At 59.1% G+C, this 20,101-nt stretch carries 22 protein-coding genes; 19 read left to right on the plus strand and 3 right to left on the minus strand.

The genetic code is table 11. The features are described 5' to 3' along the window. Positions 1 to 7 precede the first annotated feature (7 nt). Positions 8 to 718, plus strand: coding sequence for a HEAT repeat domain-containing protein (locus tag HRU82_12255; protein QOJ35667.1), 711 nt, complete (start codon positions 8 to 10; stop codon positions 716 to 718). Positions 719 to 739: 21 nt separating this feature from the next. Here HRU82_12255 and HRU82_12260 read toward each other — a convergent pair whose 3' ends face one another. Then, the gene (locus HRU82_12260; protein QOJ35668.1) at positions 740 to 2,059 is read right to left on the minus strand and encodes a UDP-glucose/GDP-mannose dehydrogenase family protein; all 1,320 of its coding nucleotides are present in this window, start codon (positions 2,057 to 2,059) and stop codon (positions 740 to 742) included. A 191-nt stretch (positions 2,060 to 2,250) separates the two neighbouring features. On the opposite strand from HRU82_12260, the gene HRU82_12265 reads away from it, so the two are divergent. The 3 genes from HRU82_12265 to HRU82_12275 all read left to right on the plus strand — a co-directional run bounded on the left by HRU82_12265 (position 2,251) and on the right by HRU82_12275 (position 5,061). Continuing rightward, positions 2,251 to 2,661 (plus strand): CBS domain-containing protein, encoded by a 411-nt coding sequence (locus HRU82_12265; GenBank protein QOJ35669.1) that lies wholly within the window; start codon positions 2,251 to 2,253, stop codon positions 2,659 to 2,661. A 64-nt stretch (positions 2,662 to 2,725) separates the two neighbouring features. Continuing rightward, positions 2,726 to 4,303, plus strand: a complete 1,578-nt coding sequence (locus HRU82_12270; protein ID QOJ35670.1) for a fused MFS/spermidine synthase — start codon at positions 2,726 to 2,728, stop codon at positions 4,301 to 4,303. A gap of 278 nt (positions 4,304 to 4,581) precedes the next feature. Then, positions 4,582 to 5,061 carry a hypothetical protein gene (locus tag HRU82_12275; GenBank protein QOJ35671.1) on the plus strand — a complete coding sequence of 160 codons (480 nt, stop codon included), beginning with the start codon at positions 4,582 to 4,584 and terminating at the stop codon, positions 5,059 to 5,061. Positions 5,062 to 5,160: 99 nt separating this feature from the next. Here HRU82_12275 and HRU82_12280 read toward each other — a convergent pair whose 3' ends face one another. After that, positions 5,161 to 5,499: a hypothetical protein gene (locus HRU82_12280; protein ID QOJ35672.1), complete on the minus strand. Its 339-nt coding sequence runs from the start codon at positions 5,497 to 5,499 to the stop codon at positions 5,161 to 5,163. Positions 5,500 to 5,722: 223 nt separating this feature from the next. Next, a complete protein-coding gene (locus HRU82_12285) occupies positions 5,723 to 6,070 on the minus strand; it encodes a 4Fe-4S dicluster domain-containing protein (GenBank protein QOJ35673.1) in 348 nt (115 codons plus the stop codon). Positions 6,071 to 6,318: 248 nt separating this feature from the next. Between HRU82_12285 and HRU82_12290 the strand changes: the two genes are divergently transcribed. The 15 genes from HRU82_12290 (at position 6,319) to HRU82_12360 (ending at position 20,001) form a co-directional block, all read left to right on the plus strand. Further along, positions 6,319 to 6,816 (plus strand): DUF192 domain-containing protein, encoded by a 498-nt coding sequence (locus HRU82_12290; protein QOJ35674.1) that lies wholly within the window; start codon positions 6,319 to 6,321, stop codon positions 6,814 to 6,816. Positions 6,817 to 6,834: 18 nt separating this feature from the next. Next, positions 6,835 to 7,152, plus strand: a complete 318-nt coding sequence (locus HRU82_12295; protein ID QOJ35675.1) for a Rieske 2Fe-2S domain-containing protein — start codon at positions 6,835 to 6,837, stop codon at positions 7,150 to 7,152. Positions 7,153 to 7,178: 26 nt separating this feature from the next. After that, entirely contained in the window at positions 7,179 to 7,511 is a 333-nt protein-coding gene (locus HRU82_12300) for a protease inhibitor I42 family protein (GenBank protein ID QOJ35676.1), read from the plus strand. A gap of 25 nt (positions 7,512 to 7,536) precedes the next feature. Then, on the plus strand, positions 7,537 to 8,376 hold the full coding sequence (dat, locus tag HRU82_12305; protein QOJ35677.1) for a D-amino-acid transaminase: 840 nt from the start codon (positions 7,537 to 7,539) through the stop codon (positions 8,374 to 8,376). A gap of 90 nt (positions 8,377 to 8,466) precedes the next feature. After that, positions 8,467 to 8,982 carry a ribosome maturation factor RimP gene (locus tag HRU82_12310; protein ID QOJ35678.1) on the plus strand — a complete coding sequence of 172 codons (516 nt, stop codon included), beginning with the start codon at positions 8,467 to 8,469 and terminating at the stop codon, positions 8,980 to 8,982. A 40-nt stretch (positions 8,983 to 9,022) separates the two neighbouring features. Further along, positions 9,023 to 10,162 (plus strand): transcription termination/antitermination protein NusA, encoded by a 1,140-nt coding sequence (gene nusA / locus HRU82_12315; protein ID QOJ35679.1) that lies wholly within the window; start codon positions 9,023 to 9,025, stop codon positions 10,160 to 10,162. A 62-nt stretch (positions 10,163 to 10,224) separates the two neighbouring features. Then, a complete protein-coding gene (gene infB, locus HRU82_12320) occupies positions 10,225 to 12,816 on the plus strand; it encodes a translation initiation factor IF-2 (protein ID QOJ35680.1) in 2,592 nt (863 codons plus the stop codon). After that, entirely contained in the window at positions 12,813 to 13,094 is a 282-nt protein-coding gene (locus HRU82_12325) for a DUF503 domain-containing protein (GenBank protein QOJ35681.1), read from the plus strand. Before infB ends, HRU82_12325 begins: the two co-directional genes overlap by 4 nt. 72 nt (positions 13,095 to 13,166) lie before the next feature. Continuing rightward, positions 13,167 to 13,565, plus strand: a complete 399-nt coding sequence (gene rbfA, locus HRU82_12330) for a 30S ribosome-binding factor RbfA (protein QOJ35682.1) — start codon at positions 13,167 to 13,169, stop codon at positions 13,563 to 13,565. Between the two features lie 3 nt (positions 13,566 to 13,568). After that, positions 13,569 to 14,573: a tRNA pseudouridine(55) synthase TruB gene (gene truB / locus HRU82_12335; GenBank protein ID QOJ35683.1), complete on the plus strand. Its 1,005-nt coding sequence runs from the start codon at positions 13,569 to 13,571 to the stop codon at positions 14,571 to 14,573. Positions 14,574 to 14,604: 31 nt separating this feature from the next. Continuing rightward, positions 14,605 to 14,874 carry a 30S ribosomal protein S15 gene (rpsO, locus tag HRU82_12340; GenBank protein QOJ35684.1) on the plus strand — a complete coding sequence of 90 codons (270 nt, stop codon included), beginning with the start codon at positions 14,605 to 14,607 and terminating at the stop codon, positions 14,872 to 14,874. A 140-nt stretch (positions 14,875 to 15,014) separates the two neighbouring features. Further along, on the plus strand, positions 15,015 to 17,132 hold the full coding sequence (pnp, locus tag HRU82_12345; protein QOJ35685.1) for a polyribonucleotide nucleotidyltransferase: 2,118 nt from the start codon (positions 15,015 to 15,017) through the stop codon (positions 17,130 to 17,132). A 6-nt stretch (positions 17,133 to 17,138) separates the two neighbouring features. Next, entirely contained in the window at positions 17,139 to 18,392 is a 1,254-nt protein-coding gene (locus HRU82_12350; GenBank protein ID QOJ35686.1) for an insulinase family protein, read from the plus strand. Positions 18,393 to 18,762: 370 nt separating this feature from the next. Beyond that, a complete protein-coding gene (locus tag HRU82_12355) occupies positions 18,763 to 19,272 on the plus strand; it encodes a hypothetical protein (GenBank protein QOJ35687.1) in 510 nt (169 codons plus the stop codon). Positions 19,273 to 19,332: 60 nt separating this feature from the next. Then, complete coding sequence (locus tag HRU82_12360) at positions 19,333 to 20,001, plus strand: hypothetical protein (protein ID QOJ35688.1); 669 nt, start codon at positions 19,333 to 19,335, stop codon at positions 19,999 to 20,001. Positions 20,002 to 20,101 lie beyond the last annotated feature (100 nt).

The raw sequence follows: 20,101 nt of genomic DNA on the forward strand, positions 1-20,101 counted from the left end.
CTCAATTATGGCAGATGAAGCACCGGTAAAACTGATTCAAATCGGACCGAAGGGCGGACCCAAGAAAGACGGGTTCAATTTGGTGACAGAACGGGTGGTCGCCGTCAATCCGGAGGCCCGACAATTGGAGGTGGAACTTCTGGCCTACGACGGCAAGACCGTCGTGCTCGACGTCGGCGAAGAGGCGCTGGAAGACTTCCTCAAGATCAAGCCCGGTGATGGGGCGACGATTCGGGTGGTCGAAGAAGGCGGCAAGCGCGTCGCCAAGAGCTTTCGGGTTCGTGCGAAGGACCCCAACGCCGCCAAGGCCGATGCCATGTTGGTGGACCTGAAGGACTCGCATTGGCTCAACCGCAAATATGCGGCGGAGGTGCTCGGGGAGCTGAAGGATCCGCGGGCGGTCGAGCCGTTGGTCGGCGCCCTCACGGATGAGGTGGGCGATGTGCGGCAACGGGCTTATGATTCGTTGATCAAGATCGGCGGGGTGGCCGTGCCGTCACTGGTGCCGTTGTTGGTGTCGGAAGAGGACGAGGTCCGTCAGTCCGCGACGGAAATCATCCGCAAAATCGGCAAGCCGGCCGTCGAACCCCTGGCTACCGCATTGGCGGAAGCCGATGATCGGTTGCGGACGAGAATTATGAAGGTCCTCGACCGGATGGGCTATAAACCGAAGCCCAAAGAGAGTGTGGGGGCTGAAGCCACGAAATTGATTGGATAAATGGTGTGAGGAGCCGGCCGATTAGACGGCCGGCTCCTTGGTCGTGCGACCGACCGACACGTGACGGAATCCGAATCCCACCACGCGGTCCGAATCGTAGACGTTCCGCAAGTCCAGTAAGAGTGCCTGTTTCATCGACTTTTTCAATCGTTCGAAATCCAGGTTTCTGAACTGGTTCCACTCGGTCATGATGATCAGTGCATCCGCCCCTTCCGCCACAGCATACGTGTCGGCGCAGGGGATGAGGCCGGGCAAGAGCTTGACGGATTCTTCCAGCGACGCCGGGTCATATGCTCGGATCGTCGCTCCTTCCTTCATCAATTCGCTGAGGATCGTCAGAGACGGCGCCTCACGCATGTCGTTGGTGTTGGGCTTGAACGATAAACCCAGCACCCCTAGGATTTTGCCCTTCACGTCTCCGCAGGCTTCGCGGATTTTCGTCACCATCCGCAAGTGTTGTTCACAATTCACCTTGGCGGCGGCACCGGCGATCTGAAACGGATACCCCACTCGTTCTCCGGTCTGGACCAGGGCGGCCAGATCCTTCGGAAAACAGGACCCACCGAACCCCGGACCGGCATGGAGAAACTTGTTGCCGATGCGGTTGTCGAGGCCCATGCCCTTCGAGACCATCTGGACGTCGGCTCCAACTTTCTCGCACACGGTGGCGATTTCGTTGATGAAGGAAATCTTCACGGCGAGGAAGGCGTTAGACGCGTACTTGATCATTTCTGCCGTCGGGATGTCGGTCACGATGATCGGCGTTTCCAACAGATAGAGGGGGCGATAGAGATCTTTCATGATCGCGACGGCTTGTTCGCTATCCGCACCGATGACGACGCGGTTCGGGCGCATGAAATCTTCAATGGCCGAGCCTTCGCGCAGAAACTCCGGATTCGAAACGATGTCGAATCGGAATCGGCCCGTTTGGCTGGCTTTGATCACCTCGCGCAGTTTTTCTCCGGTTCCGACCGGGACGGTGGATTTGGTCACGATGACCTTATAACCGGTCATGTTCTTGGCGATGCCGCGGCCTACCTCTTCGACATAGGACAGGTCAGCCGACCCGTCCGACTTGGGAGGGGTTCCGACGGCGATGAAGATGACCAACGCCTTGTCCACGGCCTTGGCCACGTCGGTCGTGAAGTGGAGCCGGCCTTCTTTGATCCCCTTCCCCACCAGTTCCGTGATGCCGGGTTCGAAGAAGGGAACCTCGCCCTTTTCCAGTTTGGCGATACGGCGCGCGTCGGTGTCCATGCAGGTGACGTTCACGCCGAATTCTGCAAAACAAGCCCCGGTCACCAGCCCGACATAACCCGTACCAATCACGCTGATATGCATGGACGTCTCTCCTTATGAAGAAAAAACTGCGGGAGGTCTTGTGCGTGCCTTCGTGCAGTGCGGTCAGTATAACAATGCGTAGGGAGGCGAGCAAATGAAACGAACCTTTCGCGTCCTAATTCGAGGAGAATTGCAGATTGCGACGCACTCCAGTAGAATTTCGCCTTCTTTCGCAGGGAGAGGGCTGGCGAATGGCGGTGGCAGGTGGACCGATCCAACGACCCTTGGCCATGATGATGCGGCCTATCACACGGACCGTGCGGCCCGATGATACGTTGTTGACCGTCGCGCGGCAGCTGCGGGATGCCAGAGTGGGTGCGCTGCTCGTCGAGGACCACGGGGACTACGTGGGTATTGTAAGCGAGGCCGATCTGGTGCGGAAAGCGATGGCGAGCGGCGCAGCGGCGGAGCAGGTGCAGGTGCGGGCCGTCATGAGCGCGCCGGTCATGAGCATCGATATCGCACAGTCCGCCCATGAGGCCAGCGACGTCATGGCGGAACGCGGGATCCGACACCTTGTCATCACCGATGGAGGCCGCGTGGTCGGTTTAATCTCCGTACGCGACCTTCTACGCTATTTCAAGAATTGGGGCACGTTGTAGAGGTGCCACCCCTCGCGCTCTTGCCTCACCGATTTGCAGGCCTCTTGGACGCGGTCCCTCCGCAATGCTAACCTCGCCGCCTTCCTCCCATCATAAGATTTCTCGGCTGTTCCTGCTCCTGACGGCACTGGTGACCGGCGCCATCGTCATGGCCCTGGAAATTTTGGGCAGTCGTTTGCTCGCCCCGGTTTTCGGTAATTCCTTGTTTGTCTGGGGGGCCTTGATCGGCATCATCTTGGCCGCCATGAGTTCAGGGTACGCATTCGGCGGATGGGCCTCGGATCGCTATCGGGTGGCGTCGGTCTTGGCGTGGCTGCTGCTCGGTTCGGGCGCCTGGACCCTGTTGATGGCATGGATGGGACAGACGACGATCCTCAAGGTGGCCAATGCCATTGAAGATCCTCGGTGGGGCCCCAGTCTGGCCGCTTGCGTGCTGCTTGCTCCGCCGGCGTTTGGGTTGAGCGGGGTGATGCCGGCGCTTTTGCGGTTGGCCGTGGTGGATATGGGCTACGTCGGCCGGCACACCGGCAGCATGATTGCGTTATCGACGGTCGGAAGCTTAGCCGGAACCTGGGGCACAGCGTTTTTTCTCCTGTCGTGGTTGGGGACCCATACGTTGGTGGCGTCACTCGGGGTTGCGCAGTTGCTGCTGGGGTTGTTGTGGCTGCAGCAGGGAAGTGCCAAGGGCTTGAAACTGGCGGGCTTGGCCCTGACTGGCCTGCTGATCGGCGGGTGGCAATTGTTCGGCCAGGCTCCCCCCGTCTCGGGCTTGGTCCATCAGGAGGACAGCCCTTACCAGCAGGTTCGGGTCCGTGACGATGATTTGTTTCGCTATTTGGTGCTCGACAGGACCTGGCATGCGGTGATGTGGCGGTCGGATCCCACGACGCTGTTCCTCCCCTATAGCCAATTGATGGTTGCGGCAGTGGCCCTGGCGCCAGAGCCGAAGCGGGGGCTGATTTTGGGGCACGGAGGCGGTTCGCTGGCGAAGTGGCTTGCGGTCGTCTGGCCGGAGTTGGAGTTGGATGTGGTGGAGTTCGACCCAGTGGTCGTGCGGATGGCGGAACAGTATTTTGACTATCGGCCCCCTGCCAACCACCATGTGCACGTGAAGGATGCACGGGTGTTTTTGCGAAATGCCCCGGCCACCTACGATGTCATCTGGGTGGATGCCTTCGCCCGGCATCTGATCCCGTTTCATCTGACCACAGTGGAGTTCTTTTCGGAACTCCGCGGCCGGTTGAATCCGAATGGAGTGCTGGCCCTGAATTTGGCTTCTTCCGGAGAGGGTGGAGATCTCCAGCGGGCGGGGGCGGTCGTGCAGACATTGAAGACGGCCTTTCCGACGATCGAGAGCTTTGGCGTCAAAGGCCCGTGGCGGGCGCATCTCACCACCGCCGAAAATCTGATCTTCTTCGGCGGGGCGCCCATCGACCGTTTGCCCTATGAGGAGATCGTGTCGCGCATCCAGGCCGGCGTCGAGGCGCGTCGATTGCCCCCGGAGGCTATGGCCCTCTTGGCCTCGCGGCGGACCAGCATATGGCCACCGGGTCTGACCTTGACGGATGATTACACCCCCTATGACCTCCTGGTCGGCTCGCAAGTTCGTGAGTTTGCCCCTGAGGGAAAGTCCACGCAATAGCGCATTGAAAAAGTAGGAGAATTGGTGCGTCGGGTCGCTGAAGGCTTCGGGAGGTGTCCGGCGGGCGCCGCTGCCGTGATCCCTTAAGAACTTTCTTGCTTCCTTTTTCACCCCTGTGCTATAAGGGGTCCCTCGTTAGCCTTTATTTAGGACATCTTCGATTCGTAGCAACTGTGCTCCGGTGCAGGGCAGGGCGTCCCACAGAGGTTACTGAGCGCGGTGGTCATTATTCACCAACCTAATCACATCTCTTCTTAATCTCTTTAAGGAGGTAGGTCATGGGTAAGACGATGGTGGCAGTGTTTTTTGGCCTGGTCATGCTGGTGGCTGGGGCATCAGGCGCGTATGCGCTGCAGGCTGGCGGTGTCGAGGTCGGCGACTTGGAGACCGGCTCCGTCGTCGGTCAGCCGTTTAAGGAATTAGTGGTCGATGGCGAGCTGTTTGCCGTAGAAATCGGGAACATGAAGGCCTGGTATCCGCCGGTCACGGTCATCGATTTCAAGGTGCGTCCGGGCCGTCCGGTGGTGCTCAAAGTCACCAACAGCTCGTCCGCTGAGCATGGTTTCCAGATGACCGATGCGGTCAATGCCGGATCACCTTTCGTGATGAAGGCGGAAGTCGTCCTGAAGCCGGGCGAGACGAAGTACATCGGTGTGCCCACCAGCGACATGTTCTATGCCACGCAGGGGAACACGCTGACCTATCGTTGCCATCTGCACCCGGCTCACGTCGGTGGCAAGATCTTGATGATCAAGTAATTCGCCGTCACAGCGTGTGAATGACAACGCCCCGGTTGCGGTGACGCGGCCGGGGCGTTGTGCTATCCGGTGAAACGGCTGCGCATGGGGCCGTATCGCTTACACTTCCTCCTCTCTCTGGCATTCTGCAACCGCATCCAAGGGAATGCTCTGGGCCGCCTCCAACTTACCTGCCACAATCAACAACAGAAACCGGTTGGCCACCGGCTCCGGCTGTTGAGGCGGGACGACGATCGCATTCACGTCCACGATCATTTCATCACCATCCCATTGGGTCTCATTGACCACCCAAAAATGACTGGCAGCGTCAGGGAACTGTTTGGTGACGAAGTTTTCGATGATGGTGCCGATATCGCCGGTGCTAGCTCCGGCTGGAGCCGATAATAGAGGGAAAATGGTCAGAGAACTGAGTAGGGCCAAGCGGATGAAGCATGTCATAGGTGCCTCCTCGGTGAGAGGATGATGGGTAGGCGGGTTGGAGCGGCCCAAGAGGAAGGCGCGACCACTCGGCATCCGCGAGTCCGTCTTCTCTAGAGTCTACTGCCATTGACTGTGGAAAGCTAGGAAGGCGTGCGTCTGGACGCAATAGGACTTGCGCCTAAAATAGCGAAGGCTCCCGGAGGAGCCTTCGCGTGGCACGATGGAAATGTGCAAACGGTGGTCAGTTGCGGACGCCGCTCCAGACCTTGGCAGGATCGATCTGCTTGTCGGGATTCAGCGTCTTGGCCTTTTCCAGTAGCACATCGGTCGTCTCCGGATAGGCGGGGTCTGAAATGCAGCAATTGTCGACCGGGCAGACAGCCGCGCACTGTGGTTCGTCAAAATGGCCGACGCACTCCGTGCAGCGATCATGGGTGATGACATAGATGTTGTCGCCGACGCCCTGCCCATCACCCACATGGTGGCCTTTGCCCTCGGCATCGCTGCGCGTTTCAAAAATCGCTTCGTTCGGACATTCTGGCAGGCATGCCCCGCAGGAAATGCATTCGTCGGTGATCAGAAGCGCCATGGCCTATGCCTCCTTCTCCAGTGCTTGATAACGGATAAGATATGTTGACAATTTCGCGTCGCCGCGACCATAGTTCGCGACAAAACAGGAGCGCATTCTATGCCGCGATTCTTTGGCAAGTCAACAGAGTGACCGTTGGGAAGAAGGCCTAGGGTGCTGAAAGTCATGGGGCTTTGGGCCCAATGTACATGCGGCTTCGCGCGTGTCCGAATGCATGGAGCTTGTTCGATGGGTGGCAATCGTTCGTCATGGTGAAGAAAACAGGCGGGTCTGAGTCCGACCCGCGTCGCAAGAAAATCGTGACGCTGGTTTTGTTGGTGATCCTGTTGTTCAGCGTGGCGGTGTTTCTCGGGGGGCCTAAGGAATCCGAGATCATCATTGTAGAATTTCCGAACGGCAAGACGATTGAGACTGAAGTGGCGAGTACGCCCGAGAAGCTGCTCTTCGGCTTGGCGTTCCGCGAAGGATTGCCAGCCGACACAGGGATGCTTTATATCTTCGAATCGACGGGGCTGCACCGGGTTCGAACCAGGCAGTTCCGCTTTGCCGTCGATATGCTGTGGGTGGATGAAAGCCATCACATTGTCCAGATTCTGGAAGGGGTGCCGCCTTGTGCCCAGGACCCTTGCCCGCTCTATGGACCGCCGCCTGAGCCGGTGCGCTACCTGATCGAAGCGAATGCGGGCTACGTCAAGCAGGCAGGCATCACGACCGGGATGGAACTCAAATTTACGCTCCGCATGTGAGGGGAGTTGACTCGCTGTATGGAAGGGTTTCTGTGCGTGGCTAAAGTGGAGGAGATTCCGCCGGGCCAGGTCAAACTGGTGCAGGTGAACGAGCGTGCGATCGCCGTCTTCAATGTCGACGGACGGTTTCATGCGATTTACAATGAATGCCCGCACGAAGGCGGTCCCTTGCACAAGGGGCGACTCAAAGGGCATGTGGTCTCCTGTCCATGGCACGACTTGGCCTTTGACGTGCGAAATGGGCAAGGCACGGACGGAGGAGGCTACTGTGTCGGGAGCTACGATGTGCGGGTGGAGGATGGGCAGATTTTTGTCGGCGGGCGTCGTAGGGTGTGACGGGTTCGACCGACCGAGAGGGGCGCATGAGTCCGACCAGTAAACCATTTCCCACCGGCACGGAGCCGGAAGCCGGGGCGAAAGCCCTTACGGTTCGCGTGGGCGCACCGGTCCGCATTCATCTGTGGGAGGATCGCACTCGGGGCGAACTGTGGGTGCCGAATTACGATCCTGCCGTGATGGCTCTCGTGGAGGATGACTACCTGCGCGTCGCGGGCAACAACGCCGTGGACAACGGTAGGCGCACGTTTGAATTCATCGCCGCCGCAGTCGGTACCCATCAGCTCGTGTTCGAAAAGCGGATGGGATGGAAATTTACAGCGGAAGACCGGCAAATTTTTTATGTGACCGCCGCCTAACCACCTGACGCCGAGACTCTGCCTCATGCCCGATATCGCCTATGTGAACGGTCGTTTTGTCCCCCTTGAGGCTGCGGTGGTCAGCATTGAGGACCGCGGATTTCAATTCGGCGACGGCGTCTACGAGGTCATTCGTACCTACCATGGCCGGCCGTTTGCTTTGGACGCGCATCTGGCTCGACTGGAACGAAGCGCACAAGCCTTACGGCTTTCCCTCGGCCACAGCATCGCGGAGTGGGTGTCCCTCATTCATGAAGGCCTTGAGCGGAGCCGTTTCCCTGAAACGAAGATCTATCTGCAAGTCACGCGAGGGCAAGCCCCTCGGGACCATCCCTTCCCCGGCAATGCGCCGCCTACGACGGTCCTGACCTTCCGCGCGTTTCATCCGCTTTCATCGGCGGTCCGGATGGCCGGCGTCGATGCCATTACGCATGATGACATTCGATGGGGGCGGTGCGACATCAAGAGCGTCAATTTGCTGGCGAATGTGTTGGCACGTCAGCGCGCCAAAGAGGCCGGGGTCTTCGAAGCCATTCTCGTTCGGGACGGGCGCGTGACCGAAGGCTCCGTCAGCAACGTCATGGTCATGCGGGATCGGGTCCTGCAGACGGCGCCAGAAGGCCCCAGCATTTTGTCCGGGGTAACGCGGGCGCTGGTGCTGGAATTGGCGCGCAAGGAAGGGATGGCGGTGGTGGAACAGTTCGTGACCGCCGCCGACCTTCTGACAGCTTCCGAGGTCTTTCTTACGGGAACCACCGTGGAGATCCTCCCGGTCGTGCGGGTCGACGGGCGGGTGATCGGGACCGGTTCGCCGGGCCCTGTGGCCACTCGGTTATCGAAGTGCTGGGAGACGCTCTGCGGGTAGCGGGCCTTGCTTTCACTGCCATGGCGTGGTAAGGTGCCTCCGCTTTAAGTGGGCCCAGGCCCACTTTTTTGTTTGAGCTTCTTTTTGGTCATGAGTGAGGGGGGAACAACGTCGGCCGACAAGTCCACGGCGAAACGTGCCGAGGCACTGAATGCGCGCATCCAGGAGCTCGCGGCGCCGATTCTCCAGACGCACGGTTTGGAACTGGTCGAAGTAGCCTGCGTCGGTCAGGGCTCTCGCACAGTGGTGCGTGTCTTCATCGATAAACCGGGTGGAATTACCCTGACAGATTGTGAGCAGGCCCACCGCTCCCTGAGCCCGGCGCTGGATGTGATCGATCCCTTCCCCCATGCGTACACGTTGGAGATTTCATCGCCCGGGTTGGATCGCCCCTTGCGGAAAATTCAGGACTACCGTCGTGTGGTCGGTCACCCGGTGAATATCAAGTTGCGGGAGCCTCTGAACGGACAATGGAGGCTGGAGGGGACATTGGCAGCCGTGGAGGACGACGCCGTGACGCTGACCATCCAGCAGAAAAAAACAACGGAAACCGTTCGGGTTGCCTTTGATCACATTGCCCTGGCGCGCCGGAGTGTGGAGTTTTGAGAGGGCATTGGGGCAGCGGGGACATCATGAGGTGTGAGCTATGAACCGAGAGTTGATCGCGGTCATCGATGAAATCGGGCGTCAAAAGGGGATCGATAAGGCCAGGGTGATAGGAGCCATCGAATCCGCCTTGCAGACCGCTGCGAAGAAACGATTCGGTCAGGCTGAGAACATCCAGGTCGAAATCGATCCCAAGACCGGTGAGATCTCCGTGGTGTCGAAGAAGGTCATCGTCGAGACGGTGTCGAATCCGAAGGCCGAAATTTCGCTGAAGGAAGCGCGCGAATACGACGAGGGGGCGGAGATCGGCGACGAAATCGGATCGCTAATCGAGATGGATGAGCTGGGCCGTATTGCCGCGCAAACGGCGAAGCAGGTGATTTTCCAGAAGGTGCGCGAAGCGGAGTGGGAAGCGGTTCAGAAAGAGTACTCGACGCGCCAAGGTGATTTGGTCAACGGCATCATTTTGGGGATGGAGCGGCGAAACTTTTTGGTCGATCTTGGAAAAACCGAAGCGATCCTGCCGATTCAGGAGCAAATCCCCCGCGAGACCTATCGGCGCGGAGATCGGGTAAAGGCGTTGCTGCTGGAAGTGCGCCGGACCCCGAAGGATGTCCAAGTTATTCTCTCCCGCAGTCATCCCCAATTCGTCGCGAAGCTGTTCGAATTGGAGGTGCCGGAGGTCGGGGAGAAGATCGTCGAAATCAAGTCGATCGTGCGCGAACCGGGCGATCGGACGAAGATTGCCGTCTCGTCGCGGGACAAGGCGGTCGATCCGGTGGGAGCCTGTGTCGGCATCAAAGGCTCGCGGGTGCAGGCCGTGGTGCGGGAGTTGCGCGGCGAAAAGATCGACATCATCACGTGGACGCAGGATCCGCGCGTGTTCATCGCGGAGGCCTTGAATCCCGCCACGATCGAAAAGGTGGGCATCGACGAAGAGAAGAAGTCGGCTCTGGTGGTGGTGGCGGATTCTCAGTTGTCGCTGGCGATCGGAAAGAACGGGCAAAACGTGCGGTTGGCCGCCAGGTTGACTGGATGGAAGATCGACATCATCAGCGCGACGGAATACGAGAAGGAAAAGGCCGAGCGGGATCGGGAAATCAAGGCGGCGCTGGCGGAAGAGACCGAAGCGCAGCGGCAGCAGGAAGAGGCGCGGGCGGCGGCCCAACAGGCGGAGTGAAGCGGCCTGCGCTGTGTGGGTCGATGGCAATTTCTTAAGCGGGTGGAGCTGAGCGGGAGCGTATGCGGGTTTACGAATTGGCAAAGCAGCTGGGGGTGGAAAATCGGGAGCTGATTCCTGAGCTGAAACGGCTCGGAATTCCGGTGGCGTCCCACAGTAGTGCCTTGGATGAGGATGCCGTCCGTCTTGCGCTGGAGAAGTTGGGGGCAAAGGCGCGGACCGGAGAGGCGGGCTCTGGCGGGCACGAGGGGCGAAAGGGCTCACGCTCGACCAAGGAGGTTGCCGCGCCGCATGAGGAGCCTCCCAAGCCCGATAAGAAGCGCATCCTCATCAAGAAGAAGAAAGAGGAGATTATTGAGGAGTCGCCTGCTCCTCTTGCCGCGGCAGAGGCTGTGTTTGCGGCGACTCCGTCCGCGCCCCCTGCAACAGAGGCGGCGGTCCCAGCACCGGGTGTCGGTCCTGTCGCGGAAGAGCCGGTTGTCACACCGTCCGAACCGGTTTCAGCCGAAGCGGGTGTCGCACCCCCGGTTAGCCAGCCGCCTTCCCTCGAAGCGCCGGTCAAGCCGGCGCCGCTCGGCCAGCCCCCCTCGACGACCGCCCCAGCCGCGGATGCGTTGGCGAGCCTCAAGAAGAAGAGTCTGGCTGCCGAGGCGTTGGAAAGTGAGGCGGCGGCTCGCGAGAAGTTGAAGAAAGCGAAGAAGGGCCCGCGTACCCGTGAGGAAGACGAAGTTAAGTTTAAAGACGATGCCACCCGGTGGGGTGACCTGCGGGCCATTCCCGTACAGCGGCGTGAGGACCGATCCAAGCACATTCACCATGCCTCGCCGACGGAAGTCACGAAGCCGAGAAAGAAAAGCGTGAAACTAAGCGCAGGAGTGAGTGTCAAAGAGTTTGCGGAATTGATCGGCCAACGCCCGGCCGAAATTGTGAAGAAGCTGATGGATATGGGACAGATGGTCACCTTCAATCAGCCGATTAATCATGAGGCCGCAGCCCTGATTGCCGAAGAATATGGGGCCCGGGTGGAGGTCGCCACAGAGAAGGTGGGCGAGGCCTTGCTTGAAGAGGCCGCACAGTCGGAGGGGGAGGAGCATGCCATCCCCAGGCCGCCTGTCGTCACGATTATGGGGCACGTCGACCACGGCAAAACGTCGTTGCTCGATGCGATCCGTCAGACCAAGGTTGCGGAGGGTGAGGCCGGTGGAATCACCCAACATATCGGAGCCTATACGGTCGGGGTGCGCGACAAGCAGGTCACGTTCCTCGATACGCCGGGTCACGAGGCTTTCACAGCCATGCGGGCGCGAGGGGCAAAAGCCACGGACATCGTCATTTTGGTGGTGGCGGCCGACGATGGCGTCATGCCTCAGACGGTGGAGGCTATTCATCATGCCAAGGCCGCTGGGGTGCCGTTAATTGTCGCCATCAACAAGATCGATAAACCAGGAGCCAATCCGGATCGTGTGAAAAACGCCCTGACCGAGCATGGGCTGATTCCGGAAGCCTGGGGTGGCGATACGATCATGGTCGAGGTGTCCGCGAAACAGCGGACCGGCTTGGATCAGTTGTTGGAAATGATTCTGTTGCAGGCGGAAGTATTGGAGCTGAAGGCGGATCCTGCGCGGATGGCGAAGGGGTTGGTGATCGAGGCGAAGTTGGACCGCGGGCGCGGTCCGGTGGCGACGGTCCTCGTTCAGAGCGGAACGCTCCGGGTCGGAGACGCATTCGTCGTCGGCAACTTCAGCGGGCGTGTCCGGGCGCTTGTCACGGATACGGGCCGCAAGACACAGGATGCCGGGCCGTCCGTTCCGGTCGAAGTGATCGGGTTGCCCGGCGTGCCCTCTGCCGGGGATCAGTTCACGATTGTGAAGGATGAGCGGGTAGCCCGTGAGATTGCCGAAGAGCGTGCCCGTAAGCAGCGGGCGGCGGAGTTGGCCGGTCCCGCCAAGGTGAGTCTGGATGACTTATTCGCTAAGATTCAGGAAGGGCAAGTCAAGGAGTTGCCCATCGTGATCAAGGCCGACGTGCAGGGATCGGCCGAAGCCTTGGCTGCGGCGGTGGAAAAGATGCCGGTCGGGGCGGTCAAGCTGCGGGTCATGCATAGCGGCGTCGGAGGGATTACGGAAACGGACGTGCTCCTGGCTGCCGCGTCCAAGGCCATCGTCATCGGCTTCAACATCCGTCCCGAACCCAAGGCAGCTGCCTTGGCTGAGCGCGAAGGCGTCGATGTGCGTCTCTACAGCATCATCTATGATGCGCTCAATGATATTCGTGCCGCTATGGAGGGGCTCTTGGAGCCCCTGTTGAAAGAGCGAGTCATGGGACGGGCGGAAGTGCGACAGGTGTTCACGATTCCGAAAGCCGGTCTTGTCGCTGGCTGTTATGTTCTCGACGGACTCATTTCCCGTGCCAGTGCCGGTGCGCGTGTGATTCGCGATCACGTGGTTGTCTACGAAGGCAAGCTCGGCTCGCTCCGGCGCTTCAAAGACGATGTGCGCGAAGTGCAGCAGGGATATGAGTGCGGCATCACGATTGAAAATTTCAACGACCTCAAGGCCGGCGATATCATCGAAACTTATGTCGTTGAAAAGGTGGCCGCGAAGCTCGAATCAACGAACCGAGGTGCGTCTCCGCAACAAAGTCAACGAACATGATCGTCGGTGTCTGTACGGTTGAATTGTTCATCCCCGACGGCCATTCACTGAAAGACAAGCGGCAGGTCCTTCAGAGCGTCAAGACCCGGTTGCGGGCGAAGTTCAATATCTCGGTTGCGGAGGTGGGCGACCACGACCTGTGGCAGAAAGCGGTGCTCGGGATGGCCTGTGTGGCCAATGAGTCTGTCCATGTCAATCAGGTGCTGGATCAGGCCATGAACCTGATTTACGGGGTTCCCACTGTTCAGGTGGTGCGTTCGCAAATCGAGTTGCTGTAGTGTCGTCTGTCCTGCGACGTTCGCTCTGCGAACGGACTGGGGCGGCGGATTCTACCACGACAGGGCGGCGACATGGCGAAATCGACATACAGTCGGGCTGAGCGCGTAGCGGATCAGATTCGGATGGAAGTAGCGGATATCCTGATGCGCAAGATCAAGGACCCGCGCGTGCGTTCTGTGACGGTGACCGATGTGGAGTTGACCAAAGATCTGCGCATCGCCAGGGTCTTTGTCACCACTATGGAGCGCGATGAGGCCGAGCGGGAAGTCTTCGACGGATTGGCCAAGGCGAGCGGGTTCGTGCGGGTTGAATTGGGGCGGCGGCTGACGCTCCGGTATTTGCCCGAGCTCATTTTCATGAAGGATATCAGCGGCCCGAGAGGCGATCGAGTGTTGCAGTTGCTTGAAGACCTCCATCGCGACGAGACGCCGGAGCAGGCGGCCGATACGCCGGCTCGCCCCACGGTCTAGCCTATGGCCGCTGCCTCGCTGACAGATGCTTATGTGACCGCCACGTTCCGGGACGGCGTGTTGAATGTCCGCAAAGAAGCGGACTGGACCTCGCATGACGTCGTCGCGCGCCTGCGCGGCAGACTGCGGGGCCTGAAAGTCGGTCATGCCGGTACCTTGGATCCGGCGGCTACCGGGGTGTTGCCCGTGCTGGTGGGGCGTGGAACTCGTATCGCGGAGTATCTGGTCGAGTGGGACAAGACTTATCTGGCCGAACTGCGATTAGGCGAAACGACCGATACGCAGGACGCGACCGGGACCTTGCTGAGCCGGTCGCCTATCGATGGGGTGACGGAAGCGCAGGTTCGTGCGATTGCGTCGGGGTTCATCGGGCGTATTCAGCAGATTCCCCCGATGTACTCGGCAGTCAAGGTTGGCGGGGTGCCCTTGTATAAGGCGGCCAGAGCCGGCCGCGATGTGGCGCGCGAGGCACGCGAAGTCACCGTGTTTCGCCTCGATCTTGTTCGAATCTACCTGCCGGATGTGACGCTGCGGGTCGTCTGTTCAAAGGGGACCTACATTCGGACGCTCTGTGCGGACATCGGGCAGAGGCTAGGGGTCGGGGGGCACATGCGTTCGTTGGTTCGTGAGCGGGTCGGCCCGTTGGCTCTTGAGCAGGCCCTCACAGTAGGGGAGTTGGAATCGCGTCTTGCGCAAGGGGCATTCATTACCGCGATGCTCACGTTAGACGAGGCGCTGGCAGGACTCCCTGTCTGCCGTGTGGGCGAGGTCATGGCCCGGCGCGTGATGCACGGGATGCCTGTGCCTCCCGCCGAAGTGCGTCACTGGGCGGGGCTGCAGGCCATTCGAACTGCATCGGAAAATCAGGCTGTCCGGATTCAGGACGAGGCGGGCCGGTTGCTGGCGATCGGGATCCTTCCACCGGATGTGGAGGCTGCGCGACCGGGGAGCAGTCGTCAACCGATTGCAGTGGCCAAGGTATTGGTCACGGAGGACTCTCACGTATAGAGGATTGTATTCACTGGAGGAGTAGAGACGTATGGCACTCGTGAAAGAAGTCAAAACGGAGTTGGTGAAAGGTTTTCAGCAACATGAGAAAGATACCGGCTCACCGGAGGTGCAAATCGCCATCCTGACGAACCGGATCACCTACCTGACGGAACATTTCAAATTGCACAAGAAGGACCACCATTCCCGCCGCGGCCTGTTGACGTTGGTCGGTCGTCGTCGGCGTTTGCTGGACTATCTGCGCCACATCGACGAGGCGCGGTACCGTGCGATTCTGGAGCGCCTGGGGATTCGGAAGTAATCAAGTTGACCGAAGGCCGCCACGTGGGTACGTGGCGGCCAAACCATCGTCCCTGCAGGTGAACACTGACATAGGCTCGGCGTCATGCTCTGAGCTTATCTCTGTGGGCATCTGTGGGACTTAACGGAAGGAAACCATAGATGAAACAAGTCGTCGAGTTGGAGTTGGCGGGGCGCCGCTTAACCTTGGAAACGGGGCGTATTGCAAAACAGGCGGACGGTGCCATTTGGGCTACGTATGGGGATACGGTCGTGTTGGCCACGGCGGTGGCTTCGCAGACCGTCAAGCCGGGTGTCGATTTTCTGCCGTTGACGGTTGATTACCAGGAAAAGACCTATGCGGCGGGGAAGATTCCTGGCGGATATTTCAAGCGGGAGGGGCGCCCGTCGGAACGGGAGGTGCTCACCAGTCGATTGATCGATCGGCCGCTTCGACCACTTTTTCCGGAAGGATATTATTTTGACACGCAAGTGATTGCCTCAGTGCTGTCGGCGGACAGGAGCGGGGTGTCGGACGTCATCGGCATCATCGCGGCTTCCGCGGCCTTGGCGGTCTCTACGATTCCTTTCAACGGTCCGATCGCCGGCGTCAAGATCGGCCGTGTCAACGGACAATTCGTCGTGAATCCGGATTTGGAGGTCTTGGAAACCAGCGAACTCAATCTGGTGGTGGCCGGCACGGCCGACGCGGTGATGATGGTCGAGGCAGGGGCCAGTGAATTGCCGGAAGCGACTATGTTGGACGCCATCGAGTTGGCGCATCGCGAGATTAAGAAGATCGTGGCGAAGATCGAGGAACTGCGCGCCTTGGCCGGAAAGCCCAAGCGGGTGGTGACGCAGGAGCCCATCGATGCCGGGTTGAGCGAGCAGGTGCGGGCGTTGGTCGCCGGCCCCATCCGTGAAGCCATTCTCATTCCCAACAAGAGCGCCCGCCAAGAGCGGCTCGATCAAGTCCTGGCGGAGACGATCGAGAAATTGAAGAGCGACGACCCCAATCGGGCGCGTCATGTAAAAATCATTTTCCACGGCCTGGAATACACGGAAGTGCGGAACATGATTCTGGAGCGGCGGGTGCGTGCCGACGGGCGTGGTCCGGCGGATATCCGTCCGATCACCTGCGAAGTAGGCGTGTTGCCGCGCGCGCACGGGTCGGCGGTCTTCACCCGTGGAGAGACACAGAGCTTGGCCGTCGTGACCCTCGGGACTACGGACGACGAGCAGCGGATCGATGCCTTGGAGGGCGAGTACATGCGCACCTTCATGCTGCATTACAACTTTCCACCGTTCAGTGTCGGCGAGGCTCGGCCGCTCCGCTCTCCGGGCCGACGCGAAGTGGGCCATGGCGCCCTCGCCGAGCGGGCGCTGAAATCCGTGATTCCCGGAAAGGACAAATTCCCCTATACGGTGCGGATCGTGTCCGAAATTCTAGAGTCGAATGGGTCGTCCTCCATGGCGACGGTCTGCGGCGGAACGCTGGCGCTGCTGGACGCCGGGGTGCCGATCAAGGAGCCGGTGGCCGGCATCGCGATGGGTTTGATCAAGGAAGGGGACCAGGTCCTTGTCCTCTCCGATATTCTGGGGTTGGAAGACCACTTGGGCGATATGGACTTTAAAGTCACCGGCACCAAAAACGGCGTGACAGCGCTGCAGATGGATATCAAGATCGGCGGCATCACCTCGGAGCTTATGCGCGAGGCGCTGGCTCAGGCCAAGACGGGTCGGCTGCATATCTTGGAGCGCATGGCGGGGGCGCTGAACGAACCGCGTACGAAGTTGTCCGCCTTTGCCCCGCGTATTTATCCGATGAAGATCAAGCAGGACAAGATCCGCGACGTGATCGGGCCGGGCGGGAAGATGATCCGGAGCATCATTGCGGAGACCGGCGTCAAGATCAACGTCGAGGACACCGGTGACGTCACGATTGCCTCATCCGACGAAGCATCGGCTCAAAAGGCCATCGAGATGATCAAGCGGCTGACCGAGGAGGTGGAGGTCGGAAAGATTTATCTCGGGACGGTCCGCAAAATCATGGATTTCGGCGCCTTCGTCGAAGTGTTGCCCGGCACCGATGGTCTGGTGCATATCTCACAGTTGGCTCATCACCGTGTCAAAGCAGTGGCGGACGAAGTGTCCGAGGGCGACCAGATCATGGTGAAAGTACTGGAAATCGATAAGCAAGGGAAAATTCGGCTGAGTCGGAAGGAAGCGATGCCGGCACCGACGGGATCGCCGACGAACGAGCCGACGCCGGCGGGATAACCGACTGTGTATCGAAAAATCGTGCTCGACAATCGGCTGCGCATCGTGGCCGAACATATTCCGACGTTGAAGTCGGTCACCATCGGGATTTGGGTCAACGTCGGTTCCCGCGACGAGCAGCCCGGTGAGGAAGGGCTCTCCCACTTCCTCGAGCATATGTTCTTCAAGGGAACACGAAGCCGGTCGGCGACGCAGATCTCCCGGGAAATCGATGCCCTAGGGGGCGAGATGAACGCCTTTACGACCAGGGAGACCACCACGTTCTATGTGAAGGTGCTTGACCAGCAGTTGGATACCGCGTTGGAACTGCTGGCGGATCTGTTTTATCGTTCTCGCTTCGAGTCGAAGGAGGTGGAGAAGGAAAAGCAGGTGGTGCTGGAGGAAATCCGGATGGTGCAGGATGATCCGGAGGACCTGGTTCAGGAACTTCACATGAAACATATTCTCGGCAACCACCCACTAGGCCGGCCGATTCTTGGGCAGGCTCCACGGATCAAGGCGCTCAACCGTAGTGATTTGTTGGCCTATGTCCGTTCTCACTATGACCCGCAACGCACAGTGGTGGCCGTGGCAGGAAATTTTTCCTGGAAGCGGCTCGAACAGCTGATGGCGCGCTACTTTTCCGGTTCGCATAAAGGATCGGCGCTCAAGCCCGATCGCCGCCCTCCCGTGGTGAAGGGAGGAGTCTTTGTGCAGCGCAAACCATTGGAACAGGTTCATCTCTGCCTTGGCCTACAAGGCCTCGGTGCCGGCCACAAGGATCGGTACGCTGCGCATGCACTTAACGGCGTGCTGGGAGGCAGTGTGAGTTCGCGGTTGTTTCAGGAGGTGCGTGAAAAGCGGGGGTTGGTGTATTCGATCTACTCGTTCCTCTCGACCTACTCCGACGGTGGCATGCTCACGGTGTATGCCGGGACCAGGCCGAAAGAGGTCCAGCGCGTCGTGGAGGTCGTCTGTCGAGAACTCAAAAAGCTCCGAACGCGTGGCATCGATGGGAAAGATTTAGCCCGGGTCAAAAACCAAATGAAGGGCAGCCTGATGCTCAGCCTTGAAAGCTCCCATAGCCGCATGAGTAAGCTGGCGAAGGATGAACTGGCGCAGGGGGGGCACGCGTCACTTGAGCAGATCACGGCCGATATCGATCGTGTCACCATAGGACAAGTTCACGAAGTGGCGCAAAGCCTGCTGGATCAACGGTGCCTGTCGGTGACGGCGCTGGGACCGATCGCCACGAATAGTCTGCAAGCCATCGCCTTGTAACGAGGATCGAAGTGAAAAGCGATGGAGTGACGGTTTCAAGGTTGGACGAGCAGTTGAAGAAGGAATGCGCGAAGTCGTGGCGATAAACTATTGATAACGTAATGACTTATTGCGCGAGACCATGAGGCATGTTCGGCAAAACATTTTCTTGACAGGGTTATTGGATTTCAGTACGATGGCCGCGTTTTTCACTACCCGAGTCAGAATTTTTTCGACTGTATCACAGGGGAAGGTAAGCAGAGAGAAAGGGGGTGTGGAGCGCACTTCCTCCTGCTAGCGCGTTCTCTGAATTTTGTTTTTTTCGAACTCTTTTTTTGCATACTGGGATTCACAGTTCTCTGGTCATCATTTTTCCAAGGAGGGTAGGGTTATGAATAGGGTCGGAATTCTAGCCGCACTTGCAGTGTCCTCCGTTGTCGGCTTGTTGACCGCCGAAATCTCGGTGGCGGCCGATGATGCTGGGGGAGGGGTTAGCGAGGTCATCACTGGTAGCGGAAAGCTTTTTAAGGGTGAGCCTACCAACACCCTAAAAGGCCGAGTATGGTCGCAGTGGGCCGACAATCCTGATGGAGAGATTTTGTTCGGTATTCAGTATTGGAATACCGGCGAGCCCGCCTCTGGTGAGGGCGGTGGCCGATCTTCAACCTCCATGGATGTGAAGCCGCCGGATCCTTTGTTCGTTTGCTGTGCGTGGGGGTACACTGGCGGTACTGAAAAAAACAACCCATACGCTGGGTGGCATCAGGCGGCAACCACCGTCCGGTTGGCTGTCAAGGACAAGAACCTGATGGACCAGATCATCAAGGCTTCGCAGGAGCTTGTGGCGATGGAAGTGACCCTTGATGGTCGTACCATCACCGGCTTCAAGGTCTTGAAGTAAGATTTATATCCACGTCGATATTATGCAGGATCTTTTGTCTTCTTTAAGGAGGATGTGATTATGAAGCTTCAAAAGCAAGGGTGGTCATTCATGGCCGCCGTGGCTCTTGTGGTGGCGTTTGCCTCCAATGCGATGGCCATTGAGGCATTCCAAGAGCGGTTCGAGTGGGGTGACCTGAGCAAGCCCACCACACTGCAGGGGCGTGTGATTATCTTGGATCCCTATGATGAAGCCGTATGGATTAACATTGCCGTATTCGGCGGAAATGCCGAGAGCAATCTATTTTGGCAGAGAATTCATCCGGGAAAGAATCTCAAATTCTATCCTGGGGATAAGAATGTGTGGGAGCAGCTCAAGTCTATGGCGCGTCCTCATGCAGGACCGGCTGCGGCAAAGGAAGTTCCTCCAGGATCCCCCACCACGCTCGTCGAGTTCGTGGCTCAGGAGACCGAGCAGAACCATCGTGTGATCTCGTCCGTCAAGAAGTTGCAAGACAATGCCGGTGAAATGGGCAAACCGAAGAGCATCTCGTCTCTCCGCTTGAAGGAATGCGAAGGCAAGACCGAAGTGGACGCCGCCTGCGCCGCCGCTAAGCAGGGATTGAACACCTCTCCGAAGGGTGGCGACAAGGTGTTGATGCAGTACGACGTGTTGTTGCCGAACGGCAAGCCGCTGGCCAACCTGATTCCCTGGACCGCTCAATACAATCGGGGTGGCGGCGCGCACTGAGCCTTTTCAAGATTTCATCTTGAGGGACAAGGCGGTACTCCTCACGGGGTGCCGCCTTTTTCTTTGCGGTCCTTCCGTATAGTCCCTATGGGGAAAAACG

Source organism: Nitrospira sp. (genome assembly GCA_015709715.1).
GTDB lineage: Bacteria > Nitrospirota > Nitrospiria > Nitrospirales > Nitrospiraceae > Nitrospira_A.

What these genes read in the sequence shown, in the direction of transcription:
- HRU82_12295 (QOJ35675.1), top strand. Translation starts at nt 6,835, where the DNA reads ATGGAAGGGTTTCTGTGCGTGGCTAAAGTGGAGGAGATTCCGCCGGGC.
- HRU82_12285 (QOJ35673.1), bottom strand. Translation starts at nt 6,070, where the DNA reads ATGGCGCTTCTGATCACCGACGAATGCATTTCCTGCGGGGCATGCCTG.
- HRU82_12325 (QOJ35681.1), top strand. Translation starts at nt 12,813, where the DNA reads ATGATCGTCGGTGTCTGTACGGTTGAATTGTTCATCCCCGACGGCCAT.
- HRU82_12310 (QOJ35678.1), top strand. Translation starts at nt 8,467, where the DNA reads ATGAGTGAGGGGGGAACAACGTCGGCCGACAAGTCCACGGCGAAACGT.
- HRU82_12265 (QOJ35669.1), top strand. Translation starts at nt 2,251, where the DNA reads ATGGCGGTGGCAGGTGGACCGATCCAACGACCCTTGGCCATGATGATG.
- pnp (QOJ35685.1), top strand. Translation starts at nt 15,015, where the DNA reads ATGAAACAAGTCGTCGAGTTGGAGTTGGCGGGGCGCCGCTTAACCTTG.
- HRU82_12255 (QOJ35667.1), top strand. Translation starts at nt 8, where the DNA reads ATGGCAGATGAAGCACCGGTAAAACTGATTCAAATCGGACCGAAGGGC.
- HRU82_12260 (QOJ35668.1), bottom strand. Translation starts at nt 2,059, where the DNA reads ATGCATATCAGCGTGATTGGTACGGGTTATGTCGGGCTGGTGACCGGG.
- nusA (QOJ35679.1), top strand. Translation starts at nt 9,023, where the DNA reads ATGAACCGAGAGTTGATCGCGGTCATCGATGAAATCGGGCGTCAAAAG.
- dat (QOJ35677.1), top strand. Translation starts at nt 7,537, where the DNA reads ATGCCCGATATCGCCTATGTGAACGGTCGTTTTGTCCCCCTTGAGGCT.
- HRU82_12300 (QOJ35676.1), top strand. Translation starts at nt 7,179, where the DNA reads ATGAGTCCGACCAGTAAACCATTTCCCACCGGCACGGAGCCGGAAGCC.
- rbfA (QOJ35682.1), top strand. Translation starts at nt 13,167, where the DNA reads ATGGCGAAATCGACATACAGTCGGGCTGAGCGCGTAGCGGATCAGATT.
- HRU82_12290 (QOJ35674.1), top strand. Translation starts at nt 6,319, where the DNA reads ATGGTGAAGAAAACAGGCGGGTCTGAGTCCGACCCGCGTCGCAAGAAA.
- infB (QOJ35680.1), top strand. Translation starts at nt 10,225, where the DNA reads ATGCGGGTTTACGAATTGGCAAAGCAGCTGGGGGTGGAAAATCGGGAG.
- truB (QOJ35683.1), top strand. Translation starts at nt 13,569, where the DNA reads ATGGCCGCTGCCTCGCTGACAGATGCTTATGTGACCGCCACGTTCCGG.
- rpsO (QOJ35684.1), top strand. Translation starts at nt 14,605, where the DNA reads ATGGCACTCGTGAAAGAAGTCAAAACGGAGTTGGTGAAAGGTTTTCAG.
- HRU82_12360 (QOJ35688.1), top strand. Translation starts at nt 19,333, where the DNA reads ATGAAGCTTCAAAAGCAAGGGTGGTCATTCATGGCCGCCGTGGCTCTT.
- HRU82_12270 (QOJ35670.1), top strand. Translation starts at nt 2,726, where the DNA reads ATGCTAACCTCGCCGCCTTCCTCCCATCATAAGATTTCTCGGCTGTTC.
- HRU82_12275 (QOJ35671.1), top strand. Translation starts at nt 4,582, where the DNA reads ATGGGTAAGACGATGGTGGCAGTGTTTTTTGGCCTGGTCATGCTGGTG.
- HRU82_12355 (QOJ35687.1), top strand. Translation starts at nt 18,763, where the DNA reads ATGAATAGGGTCGGAATTCTAGCCGCACTTGCAGTGTCCTCCGTTGTC.
- HRU82_12280 (QOJ35672.1), bottom strand. Translation starts at nt 5,499, where the DNA reads ATGACATGCTTCATCCGCTTGGCCCTACTCAGTTCTCTGACCATTTTC.